Raw genomic sequence first — 23,052 nt, 5'->3', positions numbered from 1 at the left:
CTTTCCGTTTATGATGGAGTGACAAGGAGAGCATAATGCGAGTCATCATCCAAAATGATTATGAGAATCTTTCTCTCTGGGCTGCCCGGTATATTGCAAGCAGGATCAGGGAGTTCGAACCAAATGAGAACCGACCTTTCGTACTGGGACTGCCAACCGGATCTTCTCCGCTGGGTACCTACGCTGAACTGATCAGGCTGAATAGGGAAGGGTATGTCTCATTTGCCAACGTCGTCACCTTCAACATGGATGAGTATGTTGGTCTTCCAAAAGACCATGAGCAGAGTTACTACACATTCATGTGGAAAAACTTCTTCAATCATATCGACATCAAGAGAGAGAATGTCCACATCCTTGACGGAAATGCAAAAGATCTGGAGGCGGAGTGTGCTGCCTACGAGGATGCAATCGCTGCATTCGGTGGGATTGAGCTTTTTCTGGGTGGCATAGGTTCGGATGGCCATATTGCATTCAACGAGCCATTCTCTTCCCTCTCCAGCAAGACCAGGATCAAATCACTCACCTACGATACCAAGGTGATGAACAGCAGATTCTTCGACAACGATATGAACAAGGTACCATCCCAAGCTCTTACCGTTGGAGTGAAGACCGTAACAGACAGCAAGGAAGTCATCATCCTGGTAAACGGCCATGCAAAGGCACGTGCCTTGCAGGCAACCATCGAGGGTGGGGTAAGCCAGAACTGGACCTGTAGTGCTCTCCAACTACACCCGAAGGCAGTCATCGTCTGTGATGAAGCAGCCTGTGGGGAATTGAAGCTGAATACCTACAAATACTTCAAGGATATTGAAGGTGATAATCTTTCAGTAGAGAATATGCTCTCGTAAAGAAGATCGAGTGAACCAAGGAAACAGGCCCGAAACCAGGAAATTATCGGGCCTTCGTTACAGTGTTTCCTGATCAGTACGCTAACGAGATTCCTACATAGGGAGCGAGCGCGAAGCCGCTCATCCCAATATCAGATTCTGCTGAAGCATCATCAATTGATAGCGTGACAGTGCCACCAATTGGGAGCAATGCCTTTGCACCGATACTCACAAAGGTTGTTGCTGTTACTGCATAGTTGATTTCTGCATATCCCGCAACGTAGGCTGCGAAGATCTCCCAAGAGTAGGTGTCTGTTCCATCATCACAGGTCTCTGACTCACTGCAGAACTGGAGGCCAGCTCCCGCTTCAACAAAGGCTGAGTAGGATACATCCTGTTGGAAAGCTGCATATACGCCAATATCCCAGCGAAGCGGAATATCGGAAACATCCTCTTCTGACCCATCAACTTTGGACCCAATGGTCTTTCCTATTCTCAGGCCGTAGGAGCAGCCGAATAGGTTTGCTTGATCGGAGAAGTAAGATCCCTTGGCCATCAATCCAACACTGGTACGTTCAATATCTACTGCTGTGGAAGATCCCCATTGAGAAAGATACTGCTCAGAAGACTCTACTGAATAATACCCAGCAGCTGCGTACACGCAAGGAAGAAATGGGCCGGAAGAATAAAAATCCTGCCGGTATGGAGTGTTTCAGCAAGAATACCTGGCTTCTTGTGTGGTTACTTCACCTCAACCAGCTCATACTCCATCGTTCCCAAACCCAGTTTTTCCCCATGCTCCAGGGCCACTTTCCAGCTTGTGGTAGGGTGGGTGTCGGTGAAGTGGTCATGATGACAGTGTTCTCTCTCTCCAAGGGCAGAGGAAGGGATGAACGGTTGCCGGTTCACAGCATCCGCACATGCCTTGTCCAGGGCAATAGGGTCGAAGGATGCGAAAAATCCTACATCCGGTACAATGGCCAGGTCATTTTCTCCATGGCAGTCGCAATTCGGTGAGACCTCGATTACGATGTTGATATGAAAAGTTGGCCTTCCATGACAGATTGCATGGGTGTACTCAGCAATCTTGCAGTTCAGCTTGTCATTGGAGCTGTTGTCATTGTTTGAGATTGCATCAGTGGGGCAGACCGCAATACAGCGCCCACAACCAACACACTTGTCCTGGTCTATCCAAGAAAGCCCATCGGTGATGTGCGGGGCATCGTGGGCACAGATATCGATACAGGCACCACAACCGATGCAAAGACTCTGGTCAACCTGTGGTTTCCCATCACAGTGCATCTCCATCTTCCCTGCACGTGAGCCCCCACCCATTCCGATATTCTTGAGTGCACCACCAAAACCGGTGGCCTCATGACCCTTGAAGTGGGCGAGGCTGATAAGGATATCGGCGTCCATCAAGGCACGTCCTACCTTTGCTTCCTTGACATACTCCCCTCCAGGAACGGGGACCAATGTCTCATCTGTTCCCTTCAGTCCATCACCAATGATGATATGGCAACCTGTTGCATAGGGCATAAAACCGTTCTTATAGGCACTCTCCATGTGATCGAGTGCATGCTTTCTTCCCCCGACATAGAGGGTGTTGCAATCGGTAAGGAATGGCCTTCCTCCCAACTCCTTTACCAGTTCAACCACCGTGGCGGCATAGTTTGGTCTCAGGAAAGCCAGATTGCCAGGTTCACCGAAATGGATCTTGATGGCAGTAAACTTGTTCTTGAAGTCGATGGTCTCAATTCCTGCTCGCTTGATCAGCCTGGTGAGCTTATGCAAGCGTGAGTCCCCGTTATCGCAGCGTAGGTTTGTGTAGTAGACTTTGGATGCTTCCAAGAGATACCTCTCTTCATTCTATTTTTTTGCTTGATTATCGTAGTCCCAGCTCTCTAGCAACCTTGATGGCTAAAGCTGGTTTGTCGGTCATTACTGAATCTACCCCCATCTGGTAGAGACGCCTCATTTCAGCTTCATCATTGATGGTCCAGACTTGGATGATGCTTCCCCTGTTATGCATGGTTTTTACAAAAGAAGGGGTGATCACCTCGATGCCCCACTGACGGGTGGGGACCTGGAAAATGATGGGGTGCGTCTTCCCTGAGAGTAAGTGGAGCTTCTGGAGTGCCAGGAGGGGTACCACCTCAAGGGTGGTAACACTTGTCAGTATATCGGGAGCTTTTTTTCTCAGTAGTTTGAGATTTGGGAGATGAAAAGAAGCAGCAACGACTCGCTGTGTGGCCTGCGTCGAGTGGATAACCTCGATGAATGTGTCAACAATGGCTGGATCCTTGCTTTTTAGGTCAATGTTGAATCGCTGGTTTGGACATGCATCCAAGGCCTCTCTCAATGTACACAGTTGCACACCTTTTCCCCTGAAGGGAAACGTTTTTCCGTTGTCTGGAGTGAATGTATATCCTGCATCGTAGGTTTTCAGTTCAGAAAGGGTATGATCCTCCACCCGGCCGGAACCATCGGTATTGCGGTCCAATGTCTCATCATGCCAGATGACAAGCTGTCCGTCCTTACTCAGATGTACATCGGTCTCGATGACATCAACACCCAATGTACATGCACTCAGGAAGGCACTGAGCGTGTTCTCTGGGAAGTGTGCACTATCCCCCCGGTGGGCTATCACCCGGGGCATTGGGTCAAAAAAGGAATCAGTCATCTTGCTCCTTGGTCTTATGGGCCTTGATCCTGGCTGATTTAACAAAGACCTTTTCCATCTTCTGGATTTCGCTCTCTGTGAGAGCAGAACGTACAAATACATCACGAAGGAAGCGGAAAGTCCAAAGTTTCTCCTGGCCTAGTTTGAAGTACCCGATCTCATCGAGTGCATCACACGCTTTAAGTGCCGCTTCCTCACAACGGCCTTGCGTTACCGGGTTTGCTCCCTCAGGGTATGTCTTGATGGTATCGTAAAGGCAGTAGGTAATGATTTGGACCGCTTGAGATAGATTGAGAGAGGGGAACTGGTCGCTGGTTGGAATGGTGACCACCTGACTGCACATGGCCACCTCATCATCAGTAAGTCCGTCGGACTCTCGTCCGAAGACGATTGAGATAAGACCGTCACCGGTCTTCTGCACCACCTCAGCCAATTGGGTGGGGTTGAGCGAGCTATGCTTACGGAACTTTCCTCTTCTTCTTGTAGCTGCAACACTGAGCACACTTCCTGAAAGTGCCTCCTTGAGTGAAGAGAATCGTTTCGCTTGCAGCCAGACATCGCTGGCATGTAATGCAAGCGTTCTTACACGGTTCTCATCGTATTCACGATCACTCACCAAGGCCAGATGGGTAATGCCCATGGTCTTCATGGCTCGACAGGTTGAGCCAATATTGGCTCCATCCTGTGTATCAACCAGTACGATTTGAATCCTATCCAAATTGGTTTGTTGGTCCATGGAACCAGTAATAACAGATATTGCAGGTTTTTCCAAGCTAGTCTATAGTTGTCCTATGACAGAAAAACCGTTCTCAGGAAATAAGTACATCCAAATATTTCTTGGAGTCATCGTAACATTGGCAGTATTTGCCGCCTTGAAGATCTCCAAAGACGTCATGATTCCCCTTGTTCTTTCGTTTTTCTGTTATTTGTTATTCAGCCCACTACTTCGCAGGCTTGATAGACTCCATGTACCAAAAATCATCTCAGTCATCTTCGTCATGGCTTTGTTGCTCTTCCTGTTCCTTGCTGCAGGCTGGTTCATCTTCATCACAGTCAATACTCTGATTGACCTGGTGCCATTCTATGCAGAGAAAGTAGTCTCATTGGACCGTCTGCTTACCAGCAGGGCCAGTGCCTTTATTGATCTTCCTGAAGGGGCTTCCTTCCTATCCATACTGCCCGTGAACTGGTCGAACATTGCCATCAGCAGCTTGACCTCCATCAGCAACAAGTTCCTCTCGATTACCAAGGTTGCACTATTGGTTTATATTTTTGTTCTTTTCCTGTTGCTGGAACGGCAGAGTGTAATTCCCAAGTTGCTGGCAGCCATCCCTCGAAGCAAGGGTATGAAAGTTGCTGTCATGTTTGAACGCATTACCCGCCAGACCTCCAAGTACCTGTTGCTGAAAGTGGTGATCAGCTTATGTACCGGTGCACTCTTCTTTCTCACTGCAGTGGTCACCGGTCTCGATCTTCCCATTCTCTGGGGAGTCCTGGCATTCATATTCAACTTCATACCTTCCATTGGTTCAGTCATTGTGACAACCATTGTCATCTTTATGGCACTGATCCAGTTTGCACCCGATTGGACCAATGTCTTTTACGTGGCGATCCTTGCAATAAGTACCCAGATGATCCTGGGGAACATCATTGACCCCCGCTTGCAAGGAGGCCAACTCAATCTATCGCCCTTTGTTATTCTCGTCTCACTTTCTCTCTGGGGCTTCATCTGGGGACTTCCCGGGATGTTTATCTCTGTACCCCTGACCAGTGTGTTGCAGATTCTCTGTGCAAATATCAAGAGTCTCAGACCCGTTGCCATCCTGATAAGCAGCGGTAAGAGCTATCAGCGGGAGACGGCAAAACAAAAAGCGCTGGAGCGTTATCTAAGAAAGCAGGATAAGCTCAAGAGGGGAGAGCATCCCACCGCAGAGCACATCAATGAAGCACAGGAGAAGGAAGCCCATGAGAACTATCACAAGGGTGACTTCGTCCTTCCGGAGAATTTCGGCGACAAGAAATGATTGATTTTCCTACACTCTCAATGGAAGAAGCGGCAAACTATCTGAGCCTACCTTTCAGCCAAAGTCAAGAAGGGTATGAAGCATTTCTACAGACAATCCTTGGCTTCTATGAGGGACACGGAAGGCAGTTTATCTGGAGAGAGACCAGCGACCCCTATCGGATCCTGCTTTCCGAGGTAATGCTGCAACAGACCCAAACCAGTCGCGTCATTCCCAAGTATGAGTTGTTTCTCTCCCTATGGCCAACACTCAAGGACTTGGCTGGGGTGGCGCTGGATGAGTTGCTGTACCACTGGAAAGGATTGGGCTATAACCGTAGGGCGCTGAATCTCCGTAGGAGTGCCATCGCATCCAGGGAGTGGGATTGGAACCTACCCACAAAGCAGACTGAACTGCTCTCCTTGCCTGGGGTGGGGAAAGCAACCGCAGCCGCCATTGGTGCATTCAGTTACCGAGAGCGAACCATCTACCTTGAGACGAACATACGCAGGGTTCTGCTCCATTGCTTTTATCCCGACCAGGAAGGCGTGAAGGACAAGGAACTGGAATTGTTGCTTGGTCGTTTAGTGCAGTTGGTTGAGGACCCCAAAGCATGGTACTACGCCCTGATGGATTTCGGTGTCTTGCTTAAGCATCTCCTTCCCAATGCCAATATGAGAAGTGCCCACTATACAAAACAGGCAAAATTCGAGAACTCCAACCGACAGATTCGAGGACAGTTGATCCACCTGCTCTCTGATACCGGTGCCAAAGAACAGCAACAGGTCACCACATTGCTCTCCCACTTTGAAGAGGAGCGTGTACTGTACTGCCTTGGGCAGTTGGAAAAAGAGGGCTTCGTTGAGGAAACAGAAGGTACCTATCGGATAGCTAAGGCCTAGGCTTCCTATCCGCAGCCAGATTCCCTGCCATACCCAGCAGCATCAAGAGTGCTCCTATGAGAAGCGGTAGGCTGAAACTGTCAAAGAAGAGATAATCGATCAGGAGGCTCATCAGGATCTGGGCAGATGAGAGCAGGAGTGCAGAGTAAACAGCAGGAACCTTCACAATGACATAACTGGTACTTACCACGACAAATGCTGCCAGCGTTCCCCCACCAAGAATGAGAAGTAAAGGGATTTGGGGAATGGTTTTTATCCCAACGATTGTTGCATCCTTCTGGAACAGGAAATAGAAGACCAGGCCTGCCAACAGCCCGCCGATGAAATTCCTATGCGAGGCACGTATGGGCCCCTCGTAGAGGGCAAGTGTACTGTTGAGTACCATCTGTGTCATGGTAAGTGCACCTGCAAGTATGCCTAGCATAACATACAGGAAAGCAAAGTTCGCCGTACCTCCGCTCGCCATGATGATGATTCCGATTGCACTGATACTCAAACTGAATATCTTCGTTCGGTTAAGACTGCGCTTTTGCATTCCCATCCAACCGGTAAGGTCGAACACCAATGAACAGAAACTCTGCCCGAATACTGTGGAAGCCATCGCAAGCGATGCCCCGGTATGGACGACGGTCGTGTAGTTCAGGTTCAGGATGGCGAGGCCGAACAGGCCATTGAACATGAGATACCAGGGGACTTTTCTTCCTGGGCCATTGATGGCTGGCCTCTTCCTGCCAAGGAGCAGGATAAGGGAGAGGATGACCAATCCGATCATATGATTGACGATTAATGAGACACCCATGGTGGTAGCCTGTCCCAGGAGGGTGTTGGAGACCACCATGATGGAGATGATCATACCGGTCATCATGTCGAGGAAGAGATAAAGTGCCTGATTCATGGAGGCATTATATCGGTTTCTGCCTTGTAACGCCAGAGCCTCCTCCTCTACAATGAGCTCATGTCAATCAAAGCAATCGACTTCAACCGGCAAGCTGTATATGAAACCCAGTTGCTTGCAAAGGCCATGCCCCCAAACAGTCTCGGGAGACTCGCCTCCCTTGCGCTTAAGCTGGCGCTTATCAAGGATGGCCCGCTTGATTCCCTTTCTCTCTTGCTGTTTGCAGGCGACCATGGGGTGGTGGAGGAGGGGGTAACCCACAGTCCTCAACAGATCACCTACCAACAGTGTTGCAATTTTGCCTCCGGAGGAGGTGCGTGCAGTCTCTTCGCTTCCTTGAACCATGCAACGCTATCAGTAATTGATGTTGGGGTGAATCATTCATTTTCTGAACATGATGCGGTAGTCGATTGCAAAATCGGTTATGGGACAAGAAATTTCTTGCAAGGTCCTGCAATGGAACGTGAGCAATGCCTCCAGGCAATGGAAGCAGGTAGAGAACGGGTTCGCCTGGCAATTGGAGAAGGGGCCCACGCCATTGCATTTGGAGAGATGGGGGTGGGGAATACCACCAGTGCCTCGGCTGTAGCCGCTGCCCTTACCAATCTTCCAGTCTCGGCAATCACAGGGAAAGGATCCGGTCTCAGTGATGCCGAACTACAACACAAGATTGCAGTCATTGAACAAGCCTTGGTCCTGCATCCCGAGAGGGATCCCCTTACTGTGCTCTGCAATCTTGGAGGGTATGAAATAGCTGCCATCTGTGGTGGAATGCTGGAAGTTGCAGAGGCCTCTTTGCCCATTCTTCTTGATGGGTTTGTCGTAACCAGTGCTGCCTTGGTGGCGAATGCCATGGACGAGCACTTTCATGAGTATCTCATCCCCTGCCATCAGTCAGGAATGCAGGGGCATAGAAGAATGCTGGAATCTCTTGGTTGTGGCCGGCCTCTCTTGGACCTACAGATGCAACTCGGGGAGGGGACCGGTGCATTGGCGGCCTGGCCCTTGGTACGTCTGGCAAGTCATTTGCTTACCGATATGACCAGCTTCTCTGATGCGCAGGTAACTGATAGCACGAAGCTGTTGCTGTCAATGGGGTTGGTATGAAGCATATGCGAATTGGAACAACAAGTTACATCATCCCGGATGATATCCTGCCGAATGTACGATATCTTGCCGACAAGGTGGATGATATTGAGCTGGTACTCTTTGAAAGTGAAGAAATGAGCAACCTACCTGATGAGAAAACCATCAGGGAACTTGCCCGATTGGGTGAATCACACGGTTTAAGCTACACCGTGCATTTCCCCTTGGATATCTATCCCGGTTCAGCCGATCTGGATGAGCGAAGGCGATTCATGCGAACCGTTGAGAAAATCATCTTCCTTACTGAACCTCTTGATCCCTTCGGTTATGTGTTGCATCTTGCCCCGGAGTCCTATGGAACGGTGCCATCCAAGGATATAGAGCGTTGGACTACCTGTCTAGATATGAGTCTTGAGATGATGATGTCAAAGTATGAGGCTATGAGAAGGATGTTTTGTGTTGAGACCTTGAGCTATCCATTCTCGCATGTATATCATCTGGTGGAGCGCTATGACCTCTCTGTTACGCTCGATATCGGGCATATCTGGCTGATGGGGTACTCCATGCAGGCCAATCTTGACTTGCTCTTGCCGAGAACCCGCATTGCTCACCTTCACGGCGTTCATGACGGTAAGGATCATCTGGGTCTGGACAAGGGGAATCCTGCACTGATAAGCCAGTTCATTTCTGCCCTTTCGAAGCAAATCCAAACAGACAACAGGGAGAGGGTACTCACCTTGGAGGTGTTTTCTGAGGCAGAGTTGGATGCTTCCCTCTCCCTCTTGGGGAAAAGCCATGATATGATGGGAAAAGACTGGGGAGGTAGATATGGCCACCATTGATATGAAAAAGACTCTTGTAAAGGGATATCCGCTGCGGCCTGCAAAAGGCACGATTGTCTCCACCGCTGGGTCCATGAGAATCCACACAAAGATCAAGAGTGGGGTTACGCTGGTTATCGGGGGAGGAAGAAGCGGAAAGAGTTCCTATGCCCAGGACTATGCCCTGGGAGTATGTGACGGTACCCAGTCCCGTGCCTATATTGCTACCGCCGAACCGATTGATGAGGAGATGAAGGCACGGATTGCTGCCCATCAGAAGGATCGCGCTGATCGATTCATTACCATTGAGGAACCCCTTAACCTTGCAAAGGCCATACAGGATCTTCCCCCATCAGTCGAGGTCTGTATTGTTGACTGTCTTACTGTTTGGTTGGGAAACCTCCTTCATCATAAAGGAATCCCTGAGAAAAGATTCCCTGAGGAAGATGCTCTCTATGAGGTTCTCAAGCATCCCCCTTGTGAAATTCTCCTTATTACCAATGAGACAGGCCTTGGGCTTATTCCTGCAGATGCAGAGAGCCGCTCCTTCAGGGACCTGAGTGGATGGATGAACCAGGACCTAGCAGAGATTGCCACGAATGTAATTTTGATGGTTGCTGGCCTTCCCCTTGCCCTCAAGGGAAAAGTTCTGTGATCACACTCGGTCTTGGAGGAGCCCTGCGTACCCTCACTCGGTTTCCCTTGCCTTACCGAGCCTTGGAGAAGGAGCAACGGATTCTGTTTTGGTTTCCTCTTGTCGGGTCTCTCTTTGGTCTTTTCTTCATAGGGGTATCCCTGCTTCCTTTTTCAGTCCAGGTTCGTTCAGCGCTTATCATTGCACTCTCGGCATACCTGTCCAGGGGTTTCCATCTCGATGGGCTCTGCGATTTCGCCGATGGGCTGGGTGGAGGGTGGAATAAGGAACGCAGCCTCGCCATCATGAAAGACAGTCACAGCGGAGCCTTCGCCCTGATCACCCTGTCCTGTGTGCTCTTGCTACAATATGCAGCCCTGCAGCAACTCTCCGATATTCCTCTGGCATTGATGCTGGTACCGGTTCTGGGAAGGCTGAACCAGGTCATAGCTGCCTCCTTGATGCATTATGCGAGGGAAGGAGAGGGAACAGCCTCCCGCCTGGTACGTGCAGCAAAACCTTATCATCTGCTCCTCCCTCTCCTGCAGATACTTATCGCTCTGGCCCTGTTGCTTGTTTTTTCGAATGAGTATGCCCTGAATGCTGTATCCTCGTTCCTCTTTGCGCTCCTCGTTTGTTTCTTGCTGATGCTGGTCAGCAAAAAGCGACTTGGTGGGGTGACCGGTGATGTGTTGGGTGCTGTGGAGGTACTCACTGAGACTGCTGCCATGCTTGGATTCCTTCTCCCTCTTGCATCGGGGGCCCTCCCTCGGTAATACTAGGTGGTACAATCGGGGAGGTCGCGGATGGATATTGTGTGTCTTGATATGGAAGGGGTCTTGGTACCGGAGATTTGGATCAACGTGGCAGAGCGAACAGGTATTGAAGAACTGAAGATTACCACCCGCGATGAGCCGGATTATGACAAGCTTATGGCCGGACGGATCAGGATCCTTGAGGAACACAACCTGAAACTGAAGGATATCCAGGATGTCATTGCCCAGATGGGTCCCATGGAAGGAGCACTCTCTTTTCTCGATTCACTGCGGTCGATGACCCAGGTTGTCATTCTCAGTGATACCTTCAGCGAGTTTGCCAATCCCCTCATGCGTCAGCTCAAATGGCCTACCATCTGGTGCAACAGCCTGGAGGTGGATAAGGATAACCGTATCATCCGGCACAGGATGCGACTGCATGACGGCAAGAAGAAAGCCATCCAAGCCTTGAAGACCCTCAATTACCGTACCTTTGCGGCTGGGGATTCCTACAATGACCTTACCATGATCCAGGAAGCGGATGGTGGTTGCTTGTTCCGTGCCCCCAAAAACATACTGGAGCAGTATCCCCATCTGCAGATAGCCGAGACCTATGATGAGTTCCTGGAGATCATCAAGGAGTTCCTGGACTGATGAAACAGGGCAGGCTGACTCCCTCCATTATCGTTCTCATTCTCTCCCTGTTCGTAGGCTTTTCTCTCCTCGCAATCGCCTACAAGCCTTCTGTTGTCCTTGTGGTCATGCTAGCATTGGTCTTGATGGTACTCTCTGTACTGTTGATCAGGTATGCAATGATTTTTGACCGCCAAATGCGAGAGAAACAGGAGGGACAGCATGAAAAGGAAACTACGCGATAGCTTGGTAGCCTTGCAGGCTTGGAAAGAGCGGAAGACAGTCGTATTCCTCAGTGATTTCGGCATGTCCGACGGAGCAGTAAGTGCCATGCATGGGGTGGCAAACGGGGTGTCCAATCTCCTGAGATTGGAGGACCTTACCCATGAAATCCCTCAATTCAACATCTGGGAGGCCTCCTACCGACTGGTACAGGCACTTCCCTATTGGGCCAAGGGAACAGTCTTTGTCTGTGTGGTCGATCCTGGGGTGGGATCGGACCGAAAAAGCGTCGTCGCCTTGAGTGAGAGTGGCCACCTGATCGTCACCCCTGACAACGGAACGCTGACCCATGTGGCAGACAGTATCGGGATACTGGAGGTGAGGATGATCAATGTTGATACCCATCGTCTCTCAGGCAGCCAGAAAAGCCACACCTTTCATGGAAGGGATGTATATGCATACACCGGGGCACGATTGGCCTCTGGTGATCTGGACTATGAGGAAATCGGTCCATTGGTCCCAAAAACCGTCAAGCTGAAAATGGAACGCTCCAGAATTGAAGGATCCTCACTGGTCGGTTCAGTGGACATCCTTGATGCCCGCTATGGTTCGCTCTGGACCAATATCAGTGCTGACTTCTTGGATGAGCTTTCTCTGGGCAACGGGGATATGCTGCAGACAACCATCTCCTGCAATGGCCGTATCGTCTATGGATACAAGCTTCCAATCTGCAAGTCCTTCACTGAAGTGGGAAAGGGTGAGCCTCTTATCTACATCAACAGCCTCCTCAATCTTGCAGTTGCCCTGAATCAGGGGGATTTTGCTACAACCTACGGAATTGGAACGGGTGAGGGATGGAAAATCAGTTTTTCGGTGATAGAATGATTGGTAATTGCCTGTAAGGAGGTAACAAATATGGAACAGAACAAAGGAATGCAACCGGTGCGCATTGTCGTGATCATTGCCATCGGTGCAGCTCTCTATGGAGTGGGAGGACTGGTCAGTATCCCCGTCTTCGCCAACACCACCATCAAGCCTGCCATGGCTATTCTGGCCTTGTTTGCAGCTGTTTTTGGACCAATCGTGGGTTTCTTGGTAGGATTCCTGGGCCACTGGCTGACCGACCTGTTTGCAGGATGGGGTGTCTGGCCCACGTGGATGCTTGGTAGTGGTATTGTGGGGATTGCAATCGGAATGTTTCCTGCAATGAGCAAGAACTGTGTTGAAAAAGGAGAACTTCCCCGTTCCTCAATCGGTTTGTTCATCCTGCTCGCATTCCTGGGAAATTTCATCGGCTACATGATCAGTGCATTGCTTGATTTCCTCTTCTTCGCTGAGCCGATGGACAAGGTCATCACCCAGCAGTTGATCATTGCCTTCTCCAATACGGTTGTCATCGCCATTCTTGGTACTCTCTTGCTGCTGTTGGTTGTGAAACGCAACAAGAGCAGAGAAGGACTTACCAGGGACGAAGAAGCCTAAAGGAGAATATCTGCAGCTTGTTCTGCAGTCTGGTACATGCAAGCACCTCAGATTGTTTTCAAGGATTTCAGTTTTACATACCAAGGTCAGACGGAACCCACGCTTAAGCATATCGACCTTACCATTCGAGAGGGAGAGAAAGTCTTGATCGTGGGGCCATCCGGCAGTGGCAAAAGTACCCTGGGGTACTGCATCAATGCGCTTATCCCTCATGCTTTCCGTGGTGTCATTGAGGGAACTGCATCCATCTGCTCGATGAATCTTGAGGATGGAGACATCTACGCAGTGAACAAGAAGGTGGGAACGGTACTGCAGGACACTGATGCGCAATTTGTAGGATTGACTGTCGCTGAGGACATTGCATTTTCCCTGGAAAACCAGTGCATGGAACGCAAGAAAATGGAAAACCTGGTGTCCAAAATGGCTGGGATTGTTGGGATGCAGGAGTTCTTGAAGCAAAGTCCACAGGAAATTTCAGGGGGACAGAAACAACGGGTGTCTCTTGCCGGTGTATTGGTGGATGATGTGGAAGTTTTGCTCTTTGACGAGCCGCTTGCCAACCTCGACCCAGCCACCGGCCTGAAGGCAATGGGGCTTATCGACCAGCTTTCCAGGGAGACTGGAAAGACTGTCTTGATCATAGAACATCGACTTGAGGATGTGCTCTCCTATCCCGTTGACCGAATCCTGGTGATGCAGGAAGGTTCCTTGGTCGCCGATACCACTCCACAGGTACTGCTGGGGACAGCCCTGTTGAGTGAGCTGGGTTTGCGCGATCCCTTGTATCTGGCGGCTTTACGGATGGCGGGATGTGACTTCTCCACGCTTGGTGATGTAAGCAGCCTGGATACCATACATCTTAGGGGATGCATGGATAGGGTCAAGGCATGGCATCAAAAGGAACAGAGGCCCATCGATGTACAGGAGAAGCCTGTCCAGCTGGAACTGGAACATATCAGCTATTCCTATGATGGCCTGAAGACAGTGCTGGATGATGTTAGTGCGACCATTCATGAAGGGGAGATGGTCAGCATCCTAGGGAACAATGGGGCAGGGAAATCCACCCTCGCACAGATATTGATGGGAGTGATCCGTCAGGATTCCGGTCATATCCGGTATGAAGGGACCCTACTGGATGCCTACTCAGCAAGCCAACGCTCTTCACGGATCGGCTTTGTTATGCAGAACCCGAACCATATGATCAGCTGTGACCTCGTCTATGATGAGGTTGCCTTTGCCCTCAGGCAACAAGGCTATGGGGAGGAGCAGATCAAGGACCGTGTTATGGACGTGCTTGGGCTCTGTGCACTCCGTCCTTACCATCACTGGCCCATCTCAGCACTCAGCTACGGACAGAAGAAGCGGGTGACCATTGCCTCCATCCTCGTGACCAATCCAAAGTTGCTCATCCTTGATGAGCCAACCAGTGGCCAGGATTACCAGAGATATACTGCATTGATGGAGTTTCTCTCAGAACTGAATAGGAAGACCGGTCTGACCATTCTCTTCATCACCCATGACATGCACCTCGCTCTCGAATATACCCATCGTTCCTTGGTGTTGCATGATGGGCATCTGCTCTGTGACAAGCCAACCAGTGATGTACTTGCCGATGATGAGGTGCTCCACAAGGCAAACCTGAAGGAGACCAGTCTTTCCTTGCTCGCAAAACGGTGTGGAATTTCCGATGTCTCTTCATTCATCGATACGTTTGTCCGTGCAGAACAACAGACCCGGTCACGAGCGACCAAGGTTTCCCAGATTCCTGCCTTGGAGAAACCCCTCTCTGCAATGAAACCGAGACGGAAGCGGGTGGAACGAGCCAAGAAGGAGGGGAGAAAGTTTGGGTTTGCGCTTACCTATGAGGAGACCGATTCCCCGTTGCACCAACTCAATGGTGTTACAAAGTTCATCCTCTTCCTGACGTGGATTGTGTTCTGCCTTACCACGTTCGACATACGGTTCCTGATGGTAAGCACCATCATTTCATTCTCCTTGCTCTCCCTGACAAGGATACCCCTTCGCAAGTTCTCTCCCTACATCATGGGTATGTTGACGGTAATTGCTCTAAACGCAATGTTTATCTATCTTTTTTCCCCTGATCAAGGCACCCGGTATCTTGGCAGCAGAACCATCATCCTTGGTCCTGAACATGCCAGGTATTCCCTGAGTGCGGAAACCTTGTTCTACCTGGTGGTGGTCTGTCTGAAATATTTCTCCATCTTCCCGATGGCTTTGCTCTTTGTCAGCATCACCCATCCCTCACAGTTTGCTTCTTCATTGAATCGCTTGGGGATCTCTTATCGTATCAGTTACGCAGTTGCACTTGCACTGAGGTATCTCCCAGAAGTTACCAAGAGCTATATGCATATCCTGCATGCACAGATGGCAAGGGGCGTTGACTTCTCTTCCCAGACTCCACTAAAGAAACGGCTCTCTTCAGTGGGGCGTGTGATCACACCCTTGGTATTCAGCAGTCTTGACCGGATCGATGTCATCACCAATGCCATGGTCCTTAGGGGATTTGCCCGTTCAAAGAGCCGTACCTGGTACATGCAACGAAAACTAAAATCGGTGGATTTTGTGGTAATGGCTCTCATTATGGCCCTTCTTGCAGCCAGTCTCTATTCTCGTTTTATCGGAAAGGTTATGTTTTGGTACCCTTTTTAGACAAAATCACTCTGAATATGCTGAAAATGAGGTAAGGAGCTTGACAACAACGCATCTTATCCCCATCTTATATGGATAAAATCCAAAGGGTACAGGTACTGTCCCTTGTAGGAGGCGTATAATGTCCGAGGCATTTGTGCATGAGATGGAAGAGCTTCTCGTTTCCATGAGAAATGAACTGTTGGAGAAACTCACTGAGGATAACAGTGATTTCCGGGAAATGGTGAATTCCATGGGGATCAAGGACAGCATCGATGTTGCGGCTGATGATATTGCGTTCAAGAAGATGGAAGCGATCAACAAACATGAGGCAAACCGCCTCCGCTCCATCGAGAATGCCATCGCCCGTATCCATAATGGAAAATATGGGTACTGTCTGAGATGTGGAAAGAAGATTCCAGAGGAAAGGCTCAGAGCTATCCCCTATGCTGTACTTTGCATCGATTGCAAAAACGCAGAAGAGGTCCCGGGGAGAAAATAGTCTCCTGTCTGGGCAAAAAAAAACCAGATGGAACTCCTTGTTAGGGACCATCTGGATTTTTTTACAGAAATGGATTGTTGTATTCGTTCTTGATAGTACTGGTAGGTCCATGCCCGGGAAGTATTTGCACTTCCCCGGGGAGATTGAGCAATCGTTTGCAGCTTGCCATGATCTCGGTGTAGGAACCACCTTCCAGATCAGTCCGGCCTATACTACCGGCAAACAGTGTATCACCGGTAAATATGAATTGTCCTTCCTCATGATACAAGCATACACCCCCCTTTGTATGACCCGGGGTATGCAACACCAGCAGGTGGCTGTCTTGCAAATACTGGCCATCAGAGAGAAACCCTGTTGGCCTGGGAAGCTTTTGCAACTCCTTGTCATGCATTTGAAGGAAACTCTTATCAAAACAAACCTGTTTGACATGCTCATATGATAGAGCAGAGGCTTCCTCTTCAGCTACGAGCAGCTCAAGATCAGGCCATTTCTCTATAAGGGTTCCTATGGCAGCAATATGATCCCAATGAGTGTGTGTCAACAGAATGGCGACAGGGGTGAGGTTTCGTTGGGTGATGCGGTCAATGATGAGCTGACCATCAGCCCCTGGATCGATGATCCAGGCACTGGAGGTCTCTTCATTACCCATGATGTAACAGTTCGTCTGGTAGGGCCCCACCACAAGTCGTTCCACAATCATTTCCTACTCCTTGTTGGAATAGCTGATGGAAGCTGTCCTTCCTCTGATATCCATTCCATTAAGCTTCTCAATAGCTTTCTCACAGTTCTCTTCACTCATGCTGATGAAAGAGTACTTGTCATGGATGCGGATGCTGTAAATGTCATCCCTTTCGATACCAAGCTCTGTCTGGAGGATCTGGCTCAGTTCCTTGGTGTACAGTCTCTTCATCTTGCCAATGTTCAAGTACAGTGTCCTTGCTCCCTCTGGAAGGGTCCTGGGAGCTTTCTTACGGGGTTCCTGGCTCTCCTTCTCATCCTTGGGTTCCTCTTTCTTTGCAGGAGCTTCTCGCTTTGCCTTCGGTGCTGGTCTTGAACCAGCCTTTTTCGGGGTATTTGCCTGCAGGACTTCCCTGAGCAAATAGGCCATAAAATAGCCACGAAGTGTGAATGGGACATTCTTTTTGATCAGACGCTTGAGTTGTTCCAATTCATCAGGATTCGGGTCAGCCTTGGTTTTACCAGCAAGCAGCTGGATGGTGTCAATTACCAGGTCGTCGGTCGGGGTGCTCTTGTTGTCAATAGCCATGAGCAATTCTCCTTGGTTCGTAGAGCCTCTTGGTCCGTGCCAGCGGAAGGGCTGAATGTTTAAATTTTTTTGGGAACAGGCTCCCCCGTCCCCCCGCCTCATAGGGGGTGTGGGAAACGTGGTGGGCATAGCTTCTGCCCATTTGAGACAGAAGTAAGTGGATACCGTTGTGGTCACACTCATAGAAGAGGGTACATGCTGGCACATGTAAGCAAACGCTCTCCAAATCTGTCGTGGAAAAGAATATGGCAGCATGAATAAACCATTCCCATCCCAAGGCAGTTTGTATCCAGAATACCGAACCTCTTCTCCCTTTGTCAAGGAACGATGAAAAGGATGCATGCTGGTTCTTCTCTCTTTGCCTAGTAGCCCCCCTCTATGATACTATCAACTATGGGCTCATTACAGGCAGATATCCAGGAAAAACAGAAAGCGATCGAACAGCACCATGAAGATTTACTTGCTTTATACATGGATTTGGCAAAAAGCGTTTCCCTGATAGAGGAAAACGTCAGTCTTGGGTATGCCCGCAGTGAATATGAGCAATATCGGGACACCCGCCAGAAATGGGAAGAAGCGAAACAATCGTTCGAACAGGTACGTGTATATATTCAGCAGATGCAAGATCGTTCAAGAAAAGTGAAGGAGATTGCTTTTGACATCAAGGCACTTGCACAACCAAAACGTAAAATCCATGCCCAAATTGGCGCCATTGCCTATGAGGCTTATGGTTCAGAGTCCCTTCCCGGGTACATACAGGAGGTTTGCCAACCACTGTTTGAGGAGCACCAGAGAAAGACCCGGAAGATTGAGGAGCGCCTTGGGTCCTACAAAGGGAAGTTGGGAAGGCAGATCCTGCATCTGCGTCTCGATGCAGCAAGAAGGCAGATGGAGGGGTTGCTGTCAAAAGCAGGGGAGACCCTGGTAGCTATTGGGTGTGAAGCCGACCTTCCACTCAGCCGCCATCCTGAAGTTGGCAAGCAGCTTGAACGGCTGAGAAAGGAGGAATCTGCGCTCAAACAAGAGATGGAGCTGCACCAAAGTGCGATTGCACGACTTCGTAGTGAAGAGGTGCAAAGCCCAAAATCGCGGTTGGAAGAACTCTCTCAGGCTATGAAAAAGGAAGAGAAAACGTATCAAGGAGCGGCCCACTTGTATGGGAAAGCTCTCTATGAATCCCTTCCAGATTCAGTGCATGCAGGGATGGTAGGACAGAAAGCGATCTCCTTGATGGACCAGATTACACTTCATCGGTCCCGGATAAGAACATTGGAAGAAGAGATCAAGAATCTACAAAACTTGATCAAGGTACAGGAGTTGGAAGCACAGATTGAACTGGAAAAACAAAAGATCGACCACTTACAGACGCAAATTGAGACATATAACCGGCAGATTGCCCAGGTGCATGCATCCATCCGGCTCAAGCAGAACAAGATAAACGAGTTGTTGCCCATGAAGGAACCTGAGAGCGATGGCTGAGAAACCCAAACCTCCAAAACAGCTCACCCTTGACCTCGAGGGAAAGGAAGAGAAGCCAAAGCAAAAGAAGGGTACCTCATCCCACAGGGTAGTACTTGATGCTTCAGCCCCGTCAAAAAAAACCAGTACAACAAGAAAGAAGCCAACCGTCACCACACGCAGCATTACAGTCAGGATTCCCTCTGACAAGCAACCTGCGGTAAAGCCTGAGACCAGGGTTCCTCCTGCAAAGGGAAAGCCAACTCCCCGTACTGCTGATCAACCGAATCCCCATGTGGTGCAGACAAGAACCCGCAAGCATCCTGCAACCAAGACATCCAAGCCCAAGAAACAGCAGGTTGTGCCTCCTAAGATAGGCAAGCGTACCTCCTACCGTCCTCCTCTCTCTATGCGCCTTTTGCTTCCACTACTCATCGCATTGCTGGCATGTACCGCTCTTATCCTCCTCTATGCACACTATGAGAAGCCTGCCATTCTTGCCCCTTCTCCACCGGTGGTGGAGGAGCGCGATGTTGTAGCACTGACCATTGAGAGTGGAATGACCGCTCGTACTGTCAGCCTCTTGCTCGAACAGTTGGGGGTAGTTGAGGATGCGCAGGCGTTTCTTGCCTACCTGGTGGAAGAAGAACTTGCTACGGTGATTCAGACTGGTACCTATATAATGGGACGTAATCTGTCGTTCAGTGAAGTTGCATCCATGCTTGCAAATACTGAGAAAACCATGGATGTGACCATTCCCCCTGGTTTCACAATCTCTGAGATTGATGACTATCTTGCAAACAGACTGGAAGGGGAGTCGGGTATTTTCATTGAAGCAGTCAATGATTTGGCATCTGCCTACCAGCTCAGCTTCACTGAGGGGTGGTTATTGAGCGGAACCTATACGGTTCATCGTAATCGTGCCGGAGAGGAGTTGGCTCTGGCAATGTATCAGAAGATGCTGCGTGAACTGCAAGGGCTGTTGGACTCACCTCTGCTGGAACGCTACAGCATTGAGGAGCTCTTGATTGTAGCCTCCATGATCCAAGCCGAGACACAGGATGTGACACAAATGGAGGGGATTTCCTCGGTTATCCATAATCGTTTGGAGAATGGTGAGCCATTGGGAATTGATGCAACCACCCGCTATGAGATCGGTGATTGGGAAAACCCGATACCAACGGAAGCCTTGGAGACAAAGAGCCCGTATAATACGCGGAGAAAGGCAGGCTTGCCACCATCAGGGATTTGCAGCCCTGGAGTTGATGCGCTTGAGGCAGCTTTCTTCCCGAAGGACTCTCCCTATTTCTACTATCTACATGGGTATGACAAGGCAATCCACTATGCCGAGACCTACGAAGAGCATAAGCAGAACATCAGTCTGTACCGCTAGCCTGCTGTCTCTGGGCCAAAAGAAAAGAGTAGACCAATGGGAATGTCACCATCGCTGCGATGCCCAAAAAGAAAATCCAGACAACATAGAAATCAAGGAGGATGACCAGGATGAAGAACAGGCTGAAGAAAGTCCAGATCCAACCGGCAAGACGATGGGTTTTCTTCCAGTTCTCCTCATCGGCCAAGGTCCATGGCAGCTTTATGCCGATAGTGTAGTTCTGCTTGATCTTGGGTAGATAGTTCCCTACCACCAGAAGCAATACACTTACAGATAAAGGCACAACCTTTTCTACCCGGAACGGTTGTCCAAGTGCAATAAGGAGAGAGAAGGGAACAATGAACAGTGTCAGCATAGCGATGGTCCATCGTGCTATATGATACAGTTTGCTGGAGGTATCTCGCTTTGGGTCGGTTTTCACCGCAAGTTGCACAAAAATATTGAGTAGTGCCAACAACAATGGCATGCCGAATGCACCGAAAGCCTTGCTCGCATAATGATCGGGCCGCCCCTCTGCATTGAAATGTATGGGGACCTGGTCAGGCAACCGCTGGTAGACAGCAACCGAGAAGAGAATCGGGACCAAGCAGATAATGGTCGTGACTATGAGAGTTCTGTCAATGAGATGGTTACGGTTTTTCATCGATACCTCCGGTAAACTGGGCACACCAAAGTATGATTTCCTCAAATACTGAGGCATTGAGTTCATAGTAGATGAAGTTCTTGTATTTCGTCTCTGTGATCAGGGAAGCTTTTTTCAACAAGGAGAGATGGTAGGAGACGGTAGCTGCAGAGAGGTTGGGAAACTGCGTAGCAATCTCTCCCGCACTCATGCGTTGTTTCTTGACAAGGGAGAGCATCTCCCTTCGCTGGGGATCGGCTATCGCTTTCATGGTTTCTGAAAACCCCATGGTTACTCCTATTTCGAAATAATTCTAAATAGATAGTATCCTTCTCCTCACCATTGGTCAAGCGTATTCCTTATCTGTCTCTTAGGGATATACGTTTTCCCTCTACAGCGGAATTTCTTCAGCACTTCTTGTGCTACTGGAAGGTAATGTTGTAGGTTCAATCCAGGGGGGCCTCGTATGAATGAATACACACAAAGGAACGAGCAATGAGCCCGATACTTGTTGATGATGTGGTGAAGCATATCCTTACCAGCAAGGTATATGATGTTGCAATTGAAACCCCCACTTGCCTATGCTCCTCGCTTAAGCAAGGAGAAAGCCTGTTCTGTGTACCTGAAACGGGAAGATCTGCAGGGTATTCACAGCTTCAAACACAGGGGAGCCTACAACAAGATTGCTCATCTCAGATGTGAGGAGAAGAGCCGGGGAGTCATTGCCGCAAGCGCGGACAACCATGCGCAGGGAGTTGCCCTCTCAGTGCAAAAGCTTGGCATTGATGCCTTGATCATCATGTCCAAGACTACTCCGTCCATCAAGGTTGATGCTGTCAGGGTTTGGGGGCAAAGATTGAACTGTACAGCGATAGTTACTCCGAGACCTACGCATACTGCAGAAAGTGGATAGTGGAAAACGGAAGGACATTCATCCATCCCTTTGATGACCCTCTGGTCATTGCTGGCCAGGGAACGGAACGATTGGCAAGGAGCTCATGGAACAGCTCAGTGAGGTCACCCCTATATTTGTAGGGGTAGGGGGAGGGGCCTTATCAGTGGGATTGCAAGCTATGTGAAAGCACTCAGACCACATGTACAGATCATTAATGTGGAACCCCAGGACAGCAACTGCCTTGCCGCAAGTATAGCGAGTGGCCAGCGGGTGGTGCTTCCCCATGTTGGTATCTTTGCAGATGGTGTTGCCGTCAAACAGGTTGGCTCTCTTCCCTTCAGCCTTGCTTCCCGTCTTGTTGATGATTTCATGACGGTCAGTACCGACCAGATCTGTTATGCCATGAAAGGTATTTTTGAGGAGACGAAAAGTATCCTGGAACCTGCAGGTGTCTTGGCCCTTGCAAGTATGACCTTCCCTTTGATGTCCATGCGGCAGCCATCTGTTCAGGGGCGAATATTACATTCGAAAAGCTTCAGCAGGTTGCTGAGAGAACCCTTCTGGGTTCAGGAAAGGATGCGTTGCTCTCATTGCATATGCCCGGGAAGTCTGGAGCCCTGCATACCTTTTGCAGGGAGGTGGTAAAGGATAGAGGTGTTACGGAGTTCTCGTATCGATTGCAACGCCGATAAATGGCTCATGTATTGGTTGGACTGACTGTTGCAGGAAACGAGGACGAGCATTGCTTGTTGGAACGTATCAAGAAAGCAGGCTTTGCCTGTACTGATTTCTCGGATAGTGACATTGCCAAGGAGCATCTCCGTCATATGATAGGGGTGAGGCCACCGAAGTAGAGCACCAGGTCTTCTACCAGATTGAATTTCCTGAGACTAGGAGACTTCCTAAGTGCTCTGAAAAACCGATGGAATATCTGTCTTTTCCACTACCGTAATGCTGCAAGTGATACAGGAAATGTCCTCATTGGATTTGAGACCAAAACGCAAGAAGCATTGGAACTAGCCTTGAGTGAGGCAGGATACACTTGGTCTACCTGGTTGTGAGGACCTATCTCGGGGACTCCTGACTACTATCATATAGAGGTGTTATTCAGCCAAAAAACAACAAAGGTGCACATTTGTGCACCTTAAATCGTTATATAGTAATGATTTATCTACCGGCGATCGGACTTGAACCGATACAAGCTTGCGCTCAATAGATTTTGAGTCTATCGTGTCTACCAATTTCACCACGCCGGCGTTAACGAGATTCATGCTATCAAATCCCTTTGAAAAAAGCAACAGCGTTTCCAAAAAAGTAGCATGA

General features: G+C 49.5%; 28 protein-coding genes, 1 tRNA gene and 1 pseudogene. 20 read left to right on the top strand and 10 right to left on the bottom strand.

The window, feature by feature from the left end:
* The first annotated feature begins 35 nt into the window (after positions 1-35).
* On the top strand, positions 36-848 hold the full coding sequence (nagB, locus tag AB7S66_RS00890; protein ID WP_428517498.1) for a glucosamine-6-phosphate deaminase: 813 nt from the start codon (positions 36-38) through the stop codon (positions 846-848).
* 73 nt (positions 849-921) lie between these two features.
* Here the strand turns inward: nagB and AB7S66_RS00885 are convergent, their stop codons facing one another.
* The 4 genes from AB7S66_RS00885 to AB7S66_RS00870 all read right to left on the bottom strand — a co-directional run bounded on the left by AB7S66_RS00885 (position 922) and on the right by AB7S66_RS00870 (position 4,246).
* Positions 922-1,488 (bottom strand): hypothetical protein, encoded by a 567-nt coding sequence (locus tag AB7S66_RS00885; protein ID WP_428517497.1) that lies wholly within the window; start codon positions 1,486-1,488, stop codon positions 922-924.
* An 80-nt stretch (positions 1,489-1,568) separates the two neighbouring features.
* A complete protein-coding gene (locus tag AB7S66_RS00880; RefSeq protein ID WP_428517496.1) occupies positions 1,569-2,678 on the bottom strand; it encodes a DUF362 domain-containing protein in 1,110 nt (369 codons plus the stop codon).
* Positions 2,679-2,712: 34 nt separating this feature from the next.
* Positions 2,713-3,510: a glycerophosphodiester phosphodiesterase gene (locus tag AB7S66_RS00875; protein WP_428517495.1), complete on the bottom strand. Its 798-nt coding sequence runs from the start codon at positions 3,508-3,510 to the stop codon at positions 2,713-2,715.
* A complete protein-coding gene (locus AB7S66_RS00870) occupies positions 3,503-4,246 on the bottom strand; it encodes an RNA methyltransferase (RefSeq protein WP_428517494.1) in 744 nt (247 codons plus the stop codon). The genes AB7S66_RS00875 and AB7S66_RS00870 overlap by 8 nt, the downstream gene beginning before the upstream one ends.
* Positions 4,247-4,301: 55 nt before the next feature.
* Here AB7S66_RS00870 and AB7S66_RS00865 point away from each other — a divergent pair, with 55 nt between their 5' ends.
* Together AB7S66_RS00865 and AB7S66_RS00860 are read left to right on the top strand one after the other, a co-directional pair.
* Positions 4,302-5,534, top strand: a complete 1,233-nt coding sequence (locus tag AB7S66_RS00865; RefSeq protein ID WP_428517493.1) for an AI-2E family transporter — start codon at positions 4,302-4,304, stop codon at positions 5,532-5,534.
* Entirely contained in the window at positions 5,531-6,415 is an 885-nt protein-coding gene (locus AB7S66_RS00860) for a DNA repair protein (protein WP_428517492.1), read from the top strand. Before AB7S66_RS00865 ends, AB7S66_RS00860 begins: the two co-directional genes overlap by 4 nt.
* On the opposite strand, the gene AB7S66_RS00855 is transcribed toward AB7S66_RS00860, so the two are convergent.
* Complete coding sequence (locus AB7S66_RS00855) at positions 6,405-7,310, bottom strand: DMT family transporter (RefSeq protein WP_428517491.1); 906 nt, start codon at positions 7,308-7,310, stop codon at positions 6,405-6,407. The two genes, AB7S66_RS00860 and AB7S66_RS00855, sit on opposite strands and share 11 nt — an antisense overlap.
* A 60-nt stretch (positions 7,311-7,370) precedes the next feature.
* Between AB7S66_RS00855 and cobT the strand changes: the two genes are divergently transcribed.
* The 10 genes from cobT (at position 7,371) to AB7S66_RS00805 (ending at position 16,094) form a co-directional block, all read left to right on the top strand.
* Positions 7,371-8,417, top strand: coding sequence for a nicotinate-nucleotide--dimethylbenzimidazole phosphoribosyltransferase (cobT, locus tag AB7S66_RS00850; RefSeq protein WP_428517490.1), 1,047 nt, complete (start codon positions 7,371-7,373; stop codon positions 8,415-8,417).
* Positions 8,414-9,238, top strand: coding sequence for a cobamide remodeling phosphodiesterase CbiR (cbiR, locus tag AB7S66_RS00845; RefSeq protein WP_428517489.1), 825 nt, complete (start codon positions 8,414-8,416; stop codon positions 9,236-9,238). The genes cobT and cbiR overlap by 4 nt, the downstream gene beginning before the upstream one ends.
* Positions 9,225-9,872 carry a bifunctional adenosylcobinamide kinase/adenosylcobinamide-phosphate guanylyltransferase gene (cobU, locus tag AB7S66_RS00840; RefSeq protein WP_428517488.1) on the top strand — a complete coding sequence of 216 codons (648 nt, stop codon included), beginning with the start codon at positions 9,225-9,227 and terminating at the stop codon, positions 9,870-9,872. Before cbiR ends, cobU begins: the two co-directional genes overlap by 14 nt.
* Complete coding sequence (gene cobS, locus AB7S66_RS00835) at positions 9,869-10,627, top strand: adenosylcobinamide-GDP ribazoletransferase (RefSeq protein WP_428517487.1); 759 nt, start codon at positions 9,869-9,871, stop codon at positions 10,625-10,627. The genes cobU and cobS overlap by 4 nt, the downstream gene beginning before the upstream one ends.
* A 30-nt stretch (positions 10,628-10,657) precedes the next feature.
* Positions 10,658-11,260, top strand: a complete 603-nt coding sequence (thrH, locus tag AB7S66_RS00830; RefSeq protein WP_428517486.1) for a bifunctional phosphoserine phosphatase/homoserine phosphotransferase ThrH — start codon at positions 10,658-10,660, stop codon at positions 11,258-11,260.
* Entirely contained in the window at positions 11,260-11,484 is a 225-nt protein-coding gene (locus tag AB7S66_RS00825; RefSeq protein ID WP_428517485.1) for a hypothetical protein, read from the top strand. Before thrH ends, AB7S66_RS00825 begins: the two co-directional genes overlap by 1 nt.
* A complete protein-coding gene (locus AB7S66_RS00820) occupies positions 11,462-12,346 on the top strand; it encodes an SAM hydrolase/SAM-dependent halogenase family protein (protein WP_428517484.1) in 885 nt (294 codons plus the stop codon). Before AB7S66_RS00825 ends, AB7S66_RS00820 begins: the two co-directional genes overlap by 23 nt.
* Positions 12,347-12,376: 30 nt before the next feature.
* Positions 12,377-12,943 (top strand): ECF-type riboflavin transporter substrate-binding protein, encoded by a 567-nt coding sequence (locus AB7S66_RS00815; protein ID WP_428517483.1) that lies wholly within the window; start codon positions 12,377-12,379, stop codon positions 12,941-12,943.
* A gap of 36 nt (positions 12,944-12,979) precedes the next feature.
* Entirely contained in the window at positions 12,980-15,613 is a 2,634-nt protein-coding gene (locus AB7S66_RS00810) for a DUF3744 domain-containing protein (RefSeq protein WP_428517482.1), read from the top strand.
* 121 nt (positions 15,614-15,734) lie between these two features.
* Positions 15,735-16,094 (top strand): TraR/DksA family transcriptional regulator, encoded by a 360-nt coding sequence (locus tag AB7S66_RS00805; protein ID WP_428517481.1) that lies wholly within the window; start codon positions 15,735-15,737, stop codon positions 16,092-16,094.
* Positions 16,095-16,155: 61 nt separating this feature from the next.
* Here the strand turns inward: AB7S66_RS00805 and AB7S66_RS00800 are convergent, their stop codons facing one another.
* Both AB7S66_RS00800 and AB7S66_RS00795 read right to left on the bottom strand, forming a co-directional pair.
* Positions 16,156-16,794 carry an MBL fold metallo-hydrolase gene (locus tag AB7S66_RS00800; protein ID WP_428517480.1) on the bottom strand — a complete coding sequence of 213 codons (639 nt, stop codon included), beginning with the start codon at positions 16,792-16,794 and terminating at the stop codon, positions 16,156-16,158.
* A 3-nt stretch (positions 16,795-16,797) separates the two neighbouring features.
* A complete protein-coding gene (locus tag AB7S66_RS00795) occupies positions 16,798-17,361 on the bottom strand; it encodes a DbpA RNA binding domain-containing protein (RefSeq protein WP_428517479.1) in 564 nt (187 codons plus the stop codon).
* A 393-nt stretch (positions 17,362-17,754) separates the two neighbouring features.
* On the opposite strand from AB7S66_RS00795, the gene AB7S66_RS00790 reads away from it, so the two are divergent.
* Together AB7S66_RS00790 and mltG are read left to right on the top strand one after the other, a co-directional pair.
* Positions 17,755-18,840 carry a hypothetical protein gene (locus AB7S66_RS00790; RefSeq protein WP_428517478.1) on the top strand — a complete coding sequence of 362 codons (1,086 nt, stop codon included), beginning with the start codon at positions 17,755-17,757 and terminating at the stop codon, positions 18,838-18,840.
* Positions 18,833-20,212, top strand: coding sequence for an endolytic transglycosylase MltG (mltG, locus tag AB7S66_RS00785; RefSeq protein ID WP_428517477.1), 1,380 nt, complete (start codon positions 18,833-18,835; stop codon positions 20,210-20,212). The genes AB7S66_RS00790 and mltG overlap by 8 nt, the downstream gene beginning before the upstream one ends.
* On the opposite strand, the gene AB7S66_RS00780 is transcribed toward mltG, so the two are convergent.
* Together AB7S66_RS00780 and AB7S66_RS00775 are read right to left on the bottom strand one after the other, a co-directional pair.
* Positions 20,196-20,855, bottom strand: coding sequence for an SdpI family protein (locus AB7S66_RS00780; RefSeq protein ID WP_428517476.1), 660 nt, complete (start codon positions 20,853-20,855; stop codon positions 20,196-20,198). The genes mltG and AB7S66_RS00780 overlap by 17 nt on opposite strands.
* On the bottom strand, positions 20,842-21,123 hold the full coding sequence (locus tag AB7S66_RS00775) for an autorepressor SdpR family transcription factor (protein ID WP_428517475.1): 282 nt from the start codon (positions 21,121-21,123) through the stop codon (positions 20,842-20,844). The genes AB7S66_RS00780 and AB7S66_RS00775 overlap by 14 nt, the downstream gene beginning before the upstream one ends.
* Before the next feature lie 261 nt (positions 21,124-21,384).
* On the opposite strand from AB7S66_RS00775, the gene AB7S66_RS00770 reads away from it, so the two are divergent.
* The 5 genes and pseudogenes from AB7S66_RS00770 (at position 21,385) to AB7S66_RS00750 (ending at position 22,790) form a co-directional block, all read left to right on the top strand.
* Positions 21,385-21,747, top strand: coding sequence for a pyridoxal-phosphate dependent enzyme (locus AB7S66_RS00770; RefSeq protein ID WP_428517474.1), 363 nt, complete (start codon positions 21,385-21,387; stop codon positions 21,745-21,747).
* 162 nt (positions 21,748-21,909) lie between these two features.
* Positions 21,910-22,140: pseudogene (locus AB7S66_RS00765) on the top strand (pyridoxal-phosphate dependent enzyme); the annotation flags it as partial.
* Between the two features lie 185 nt (positions 22,141-22,325).
* Positions 22,326-22,421: a hypothetical protein gene (locus AB7S66_RS00760; RefSeq protein ID WP_428517473.1), complete on the top strand. Its 96-nt coding sequence runs from the start codon at positions 22,326-22,328 to the stop codon at positions 22,419-22,421.
* The gene (locus AB7S66_RS00755) at positions 22,422-22,583 is read left to right on the top strand and encodes a hypothetical protein (RefSeq protein WP_428517472.1); all 162 of its coding nucleotides are present in this window, start codon (positions 22,422-22,424) and stop codon (positions 22,581-22,583) included.
* A 21-nt stretch (positions 22,584-22,604) separates the two neighbouring features.
* Positions 22,605-22,790, top strand: coding sequence for a hypothetical protein (locus tag AB7S66_RS00750; protein WP_428517471.1), 186 nt, complete (start codon positions 22,605-22,607; stop codon positions 22,788-22,790).
* Positions 22,791-22,901: 111 nt separating this feature from the next.
* On the opposite strand, the gene AB7S66_RS00745 is transcribed toward AB7S66_RS00750, so the two are convergent.
* Positions 22,902-22,985 (bottom strand) — tRNA-Leu (locus AB7S66_RS00745).
* Positions 22,986-23,052: the final 67 nt, after the last annotated feature.

This window comes from Sphaerochaeta sp., from assembly GCF_050178175.1.
Lineage (GTDB): Bacteria > Spirochaetota > Spirochaetia > Sphaerochaetales > Sphaerochaetaceae > Sphaerochaeta.
The sequence above is the reverse complement of the archived record's forward strand: the minus strand, read 5'-3'. Positions and strand labels throughout refer to the sequence as shown.